This window comes from Pseudomonas thermotolerans DSM 14292 (genome assembly GCF_000364625.1).
Taxonomy (GTDB): domain Bacteria; phylum Pseudomonadota; class Gammaproteobacteria; order Pseudomonadales; family Pseudomonadaceae; genus Aquipseudomonas; species Aquipseudomonas thermotolerans.
This window is the reverse complement of record NZ_KB822611.1, coordinates 21,207-27,427: the sequence shown is the minus strand read 5'-3', so window position 1 is coordinate 27,427 and position 6,221 is coordinate 21,207. Positions and strand designations below refer to the sequence as shown.

The 6,221-nt window shown below is 63.4% G+C and carries 6 protein-coding genes, 1 tRNA gene and 1 pseudogene; 1 reads left to right on the top strand and 7 read right to left on the bottom strand.

Going from position 1 to position 6,221, the window contains the following annotated elements; genetic code table 11:
* The 3 genes and pseudogenes from H165_RS19995 to H165_RS0111070 form a co-directional block, all read right to left on the bottom strand.
* A pseudogene (locus tag H165_RS19995) lies at positions 1-107 on the bottom strand (Lateral flagellin); the annotation flags it as partial.
* A 154-nt stretch (positions 108-261) separates the two neighbouring features.
* The gene (locus H165_RS0111075) at positions 262-1,977 is read right to left on the bottom strand and encodes an FAD-dependent oxidoreductase (protein ID WP_017939004.1); all 1,716 of its coding nucleotides are present in this window, start codon (positions 1,975-1,977) and stop codon (positions 262-264) included.
* Positions 1,978-2,228: 251 nt separating this feature from the next.
* Entirely contained in the window at positions 2,229-2,897 is a 669-nt protein-coding gene (locus tag H165_RS0111070; protein WP_017939003.1) for a Bax inhibitor-1/YccA family protein, read from the bottom strand.
* Between the two features lie 130 nt (positions 2,898-3,027).
* Between H165_RS0111070 and H165_RS0111065 the strand changes: the two genes are divergently transcribed.
* Positions 3,028-3,115 (top strand) — tRNA-Ser (locus tag H165_RS0111065).
* Between the two features lie 144 nt (positions 3,116-3,259).
* On the opposite strand, the gene H165_RS0111060 is transcribed toward H165_RS0111065, so the two are convergent.
* The 4 genes from H165_RS0111060 to H165_RS0111045 form a co-directional block, all read right to left on the bottom strand.
* A complete protein-coding gene (locus H165_RS0111060) occupies positions 3,260-3,787 on the bottom strand; it encodes a hypothetical protein (RefSeq protein WP_017939002.1) in 528 nt (175 codons plus the stop codon).
* 3 nt (positions 3,788-3,790) lie between these two features.
* Entirely contained in the window at positions 3,791-4,570 is a 780-nt protein-coding gene (locus H165_RS0111055) for a hypothetical protein (RefSeq protein WP_211206289.1), read from the bottom strand.
* A gap of 440 nt (positions 4,571-5,010) precedes the next feature.
* Complete coding sequence (locus H165_RS18540; protein WP_017939000.1) at positions 5,011-5,262, bottom strand: hypothetical protein; 252 nt, start codon at positions 5,260-5,262, stop codon at positions 5,011-5,013.
* Positions 5,263-5,264: 2 nt separating this feature from the next.
* Entirely contained in the window at positions 5,265-6,026 is a 762-nt protein-coding gene (locus H165_RS0111045) for a hypothetical protein (protein WP_017938999.1), read from the bottom strand.
* Positions 6,027-6,221: the final 195 nt, after the last annotated feature.

The following is a 6,221-nucleotide window of genomic DNA, read 5'->3' as shown; positions in this document are numbered from 1 at the left end:
TAGCCGGTGCCCAGGCGCTGCTGGTTGGTGCCCAGGGCGTTGTTGGTCTTGGTCAGGTTGGTCTGGGTGATCAGCGACGAGTAGTTGGTATGGATCGACAGGGCCATTAGGTGCGTTCCTTCTTCGGGGGGTGGGAAGCCGGCTTGTCATCGCCCGCTGAAGGTACAATGCGACCAGTCTCCGCAGGTACTTAAGCAGACCAGCACTGCGTGTCGGATTTCCCGTGGCCCGGCCGTCCCTGACCGGCCCCGGCAGTCCTGCCTACGGCTCAGGGTTGGCGGCTCCGGCGGCATGCCGCCCGGCGACGTAGCCGAAGGTCAGCGCCGGTCCCAGGTTGATCCCCCCGGAGGGATACCAGCCGCCCATCACGCTGGCCATGTCGGTTCCGGCGGCGTACAGGCCGGGAATCGGCCGGCCACCGGCGTCCAGTACCCGGGCCTGGCCGTCGGTCTTCAGGCCGGCGAAGGTGCCGAAGCAGCCGGGCTGGACCTTCACCGCATAGAAAGGGCCGTGCTCGATGGGCGCCACGCAGGGGTTGGGGCCCGGGTGCAGAGGGTCGCCGGACTTGCGGTTGAACGGCGTCGAGCCGCGCCCGAAGGCCGGATCCTCTCCCTGGCGGGCATGCCGGTTGAACTCGGCTACGGTCTGCGCCAGCCCTTGCGGATCGATGCCGCAGACGGCAGCCAGTTCCTCGATGCTCCTGCCGCGCTTGAGGTAGCCGTTGCGCAGGTGCGGACGGATGGGCAGCGGGGCGGGGCGCACGTAGCCGAGGCCGTAGCGGCGCAGGAAACGGTGGTCGCAGATCAGCCAGGAGCAGACCTCCTGGTCTTCCGGCACCGCCTCCAGCATCGCCGAAACGTAGTCGTAGTAGCCGTGGGCCTCGTTGACGAAACGCCTGCCGTTGGCCAGCACGCCGATGATCCCCGGCTTGCCGCGGTCGATGATGTGCGGGAAATGACCGACGCTGCCGTCCTTGTAGGGCACCTTGGAGACCGGCGCCCAGGCCACCGGCGACTTGAGGTCGGTGGCGACCCGTCCGCCGACCGACTCGCCCAGGCGCAGGCCGTCGCCCGAGCAGGAAAGCGGTGGCAGGGCCAGATGGTCGCGGCCGCTGACATCGCGCGGAAAGAGCTCCCTGCGGCGCTCGAAGTCGTTGGGGAAGCCGCCGGCGGCGAGGATCACCGCCTGGGCACGGATGCTCAGCTCACCCTCGGGCGTATCCACTACCGCCCCGCGTACCTGTCCGTCCTCGATGATCAGCCGCCTGGCCGGCGCCGACTCCATTAGTCGGACCCCCAGATCCTGGGCGGACTTGGCGAGGCGCGCCACCAGGGCTACGCCGTTGACCAGATGCATGGCACGACCGTAGCGGGCCAGGTGCCAGAGATGGGTGAGGAAGCGCCGGGTGACGTAGAGGAAGGAGCGTGCCGAGCGGGTCATGGACAGGAAGGCGGCGAGGTCGGCGCCGGCCATGATCGGCATGCCCAGGAAGGAGGTCTCGCGCATGGTCTTGCGCAGGCGCGGCAGCAGATCGCCGACTTCCCGGGCATCGTAGGGCGCGGCGATCACCTGGTGGCCGCCGGTGGCCGCTCCGGGCGTATTGCCGTGCATGTCGGGGATGCCGTTGCCGTCGGCGAACTGCAGGGCAGTGTGCTGCTCGAAGAACTCCACCATCTTCGGGGCGTTCTCCAGGAACGCATCCACCAGCTCGGCGTTGTACTGCTCGCCCAGTTCGTTGCGCAGGTAGGTGCGCGGCTGCTCGATGTCCTCGTCGATGCCGGCCCGCCGGGCCAGCGGGTTGCGCGGCACCCAGGCCCAGCCGCCGGACCAGGCGGTGGCGCCGCCGAACACCGGCTCCTTTTCCACCAGCACGACATTCCGGCCATGCCAAGCGGCAGTCACGGCCGCGGCCAGGCCGGCCGCGCCGGAACCTATCACCAGCACATCGCATTCGGCCTTGCGGGATTCGACGGACATCGGGTTACCTCGGAAGCAAATAGAAGCGTTTATGGAACATGGTTCCATATTCTTCGATTGACCTCGGGGCAAGACAAGGAGAAGCGTCCGATAACCGCCCGGAGAAGCTCCTTTATGAGGGCCGCGTCTCCTATGCCGATAGGCCGGGATGCTCCGTTCGGAGGGGCAAAAACGAAACACCCTGCGAAGGCAGGGCCCGCGCAGGGTGTCGTCATTATTATTGGCCTGCCGCGGGCAGGCCTGGATGCGTGTCAGTCGTCGCTGCCAGCCAGGCCGAACAGCTGCAGCAGGCTGATGAAGAGGTTGTAGATCGACACGTAGAGGCTGATGGTGGCCATGATGTAGTTGCGTTCGCCACCGTGGATGATCGCGCTGGTCTGGTAGAGGATGCAGGCCGAGGAAAACAGCACGAAGCCGGCGCTGATCGCCAGTTGCAGGCCACTGATCTGGAAGAACAGGCTGACCAGCACGGCGCCGAGCAGGACGAAGAAGCCGACGGTGATGAAACCGCTCAGGAAGCTCATGTCCTTGCGGGTGGTCAGTACGTAGGCGGACAGGCCGAAGAACACCAGGGCGGTCATGGCGAAGGCCGAGGTCACCACTTCGGCGCCGCCGCTCATGCCCAGGTAGTGGTTCAGGATCGGCCCGAGGGTGAAGCCCATGAAGCCGGTCAGGGCGAAAGTGGAGACCAGGCCCCAGCCCGAGTTGCGCAGCTTGGCGGTGAGGAAGAACAAACCGTAGAAGCCGACCAGCAGCACGATGGGGTTGATGAAGCCGACCTTCAGCTGCATGGCCACGTAGGCCATCAGCGCGCTGAAGGCCAGGGTCATGGCAAGCAGGCCATAGGTGTTGCGCAGGACGCGGCTGACTTCCAGCTGGCCGACCTGCGTCTGTTGAAGGGCGTAGTCTTGTTCGTGCATGAGCAATCTCCTGCCAGTCTTGAGGTCCGTGACCATGGTTCCGCGCATCATAGCAGAGGCCTTGGCGCGGCCAACGTCGAGAGTTTGACAGTGTATTTCCTTTCGGTAAGATGGCGCCCCCGCATCTTGCGGAAGTGTGGCCGAGTGGTTTAAGGCAGCGGTCTTGAAAACCGCCGGGTGTAACAGCCCCCAGAGTTCGAATCTCTGCGCTTCCGCCAATTTTGCTGTATTTAGTGGGCTCTCCGCATGCTTTTCAGGATGAACCCGCCTAAAAACCCGCCTTCCCGAAAGTGATGAGATGCGATGGGGTAAGGCCTGACGAGACGATGACGGAGCCGCCCACGAGGCGGCTTCTTTGTTTCTCAGGGCGGCGGTGGGAGATATGAGAGTGTCTGCCGAATCATGTCGTCAACGTACCCGATGGCCGCATTCATGCTTGGGCGGTAGAGCGTCGGGTGAGCGCATTGATTTCGCTGCGATAGCTGCCCATCGAGTATCCGAAGTTGGGCCTTGGTCGTGAACTTCACGTCCTTGGCGACGATCAGGAATTGGGATTCTGCGACGGACTCTTTCAGTTCTGATAGGTCCTTGAACGCCCACTTTGGGCGAGCTGCTCGAATGTCGGCTTCATGCTTTTGGTAGCAGACCTCCGAGAACACATGGAAGTGTCCCGCCCAAGCAAGGACGATCCCGGATCGGTACAGTTCACCTTCGAGACAAGCGATTGCCTCGCTGAAGTAGTCTTGTACGTCAACGGGCGTGCCCGACAGGCTCTTGGTCAGGTCCTCCAAGAGCACGACACGCGAGGCGGCGCTTTCGTGCTTCGATAAGGCTCGATGCGCCGCGCGGCGGGCCTTACTTGCCCGGGCGGTCCAATCCTCCAAATCCATCGCTCACACCTTCGGACTGAGGAGGTGTTCGCGTAGAGCTTTGAACAGTTTTTCGTACACCTCTGCATTTTCCGTTTCCGGGAGGTGTAGCTGGATGTTGATTGCGATCTGTGGCGTCAGGGTCCCCGTCTGCGGAATCGCGGGCAGGGACGGTAGTGGAAGCGGGGGCATGGTTCCACCTCCGTTGCCGCTTCCGTTTTCCGCTGCGGCCGGTTGCGCCGCTGTTGGGGTAGCGGGCTTGAGGTCCTCGGGCGTTTCCTTCACCGGGGCCGAAGACACAACCAGCTTGCCGTTCTCCTCCTGAAGCAGGTTGGCAGCGAGTAGGACATCAACCACACAGCGAGCCCCGGTCTTGTTTCCGGCGTTGTTCTTTTGGCCGGAGACGTACAGCACGTGCGCCGAGAACTCGCTTTCCGTCATACCACCTTTAATGCGCACAGTCGTAACAAGTCCGGCGACCTTTTCATTGGTCTGAACGGCCTCCTTCCAATAGCCTTGGGCATCGGCATTCTGCTTATGGTCGAGGGCACGTCCGAGCTTCTTGCCCAGGTCGGTCGCGGTTTTCTTCATCCCACCCGCGATGAGTCCGATGTCCGAGAGGAACTTGTTGTTTCTACTGATTACGGTTGCGTGAAGACCTGTCAATTTTGATAGCTGGTCGAGAGTGGCCTGCTCTGGGGCGTGACTGTATCCCTTCAGAATCTTCTGAATCTCCTCGAATGAGGAGCCCGGCAAGTTGAATTCGGTAGTCATTGACGCCCCCAGCGTGAGTTTACGATCCACGCAATTTTGCATCAATATCAGTCAATCTACAAGAATTCGTTTCGGGGGGATGAGATCAACCCCTTCCCGCGCCCGGACTCTTGCCGGAGTAGGACGCCCATCCCTCGCCGGGACGCGGGAGGAGTTGAAGAAGGTCAGCCCCGGAGCCTTCCGGCCACTTGCTGCGTGAGGGACGCGGCGACGTTTGCGTGACGCTGCGACCTTCCGGCCCGGGGCTGATTCGGTCAGTCCGGGGTCAGGCCCAACAAGGCGACCTGCTCCGAACACTTGGCGCACCGGCGGTTTCCCGCGTGGGCGCTCCAAAAATCGTTGCCGCACATCAGGCAGCGGCGGACCTTCACGCGCGGGTCATCGTCACGGAGGAACCGGACATTGGCCCCGGCGCGCGGCTTGGCTGGCGGCCCCTTCGGCTTCGTCGGCTTCCTGCCCACGGGTCCGCCTCACTTGTTGAACCAGTCCCGCACGCCCACGAGGACAAGCGCGACGATTCCAGACAAGAAGATGCCCAGTAGCGCGATCATCCCCTTGTGGTGAAGGTCCTCCCCGGCCCGCCGCCATTGGCGGAGGTGCTGGAAGTCGCGCTGCATTTCCAGCGGGTGCGCCGGATCGGCTCCCATCTGCGTGAGCGTTTCGCGGACCGTCTCCGCGATCAGTTCCCGCAGTTCGTCGCGGGTCATGTCAGCGAGGCTCATGCTCAGGCCTCGCCTTCATCGTCACCCGCGGCTTCGGCAATCGCTTGACCGGCAATCGCAAGCGACAGGTTGGTGATCGGATCGGCCTTGCCGCGGACAAACTCACGATCAGCGGCGACGGCGGACTTGTAGGCGAGCTGGACGCCTTCGAGCTTGGCGTTGAGCCGCTTCCAGACTTCGCCCACGACACGCTCCGCGAAGGCTTGGACCATGAACGGGCGGCGATCCTTCGGGCGGCGGTCGATCACGGTCACGATGGCCGCGGCCAAGACCATGTCGCCGGTCATGATTGCCGTGCGGGCAGCGTTTTCCAGTTCGACGGGGCCAGCGCCTTCAAGCTGAATTTGATACTGCGTCCGCTTCGGATCGCCCAAGGCAACGCGGCCCAGCATCGAGGCAGGTGAGGTGTACACGGCGGCGATGGCGGCGGCTTCGTCCGCGTAGGCTTTCAGGCCCTTGAGCATCGCGGCGCGGTCGGCTTCGGAGGAAGCAATCAGTTGGCGGTGAAGGTTCGCGGCCTTGTTGGCAGCGTTCTTCTTGGCGAGCGCGCGAGCGGTGGCGCGGTCCTCGATGGACGCGGAGGCGATGAGGTCGTCAGCCTCGCGGCTGTAGTTGTCGCGGGCCTCGCGGACGGTCGCTTGCAGCTTCTCGATCTTGCGAGAGAAGGCGGTGGCCGTTTCGGCGGCGCGGTCGCTGAGTTGTTGCGCGCGTTCCTCGTTCAGCGTCACGCCGGAGGGAACGGTGTTGAAGTCGATGGTTGCCATGCTCTGGGCTCCTGTCAGTTGTCACAACCGGGAGGCCCTTGAACACGTCACCAAGCGGGGCTCATCCCACTACACACGCGGACGCTGAATGCCCGCGCTTTCGGGGAATCGTAGTGGCGACTTGGAGCAGGAGTAAAGCGCGAAATCTTGTATAACTAATTGATCTACTTTACTTTTTCGGATCAGACCGGGCGG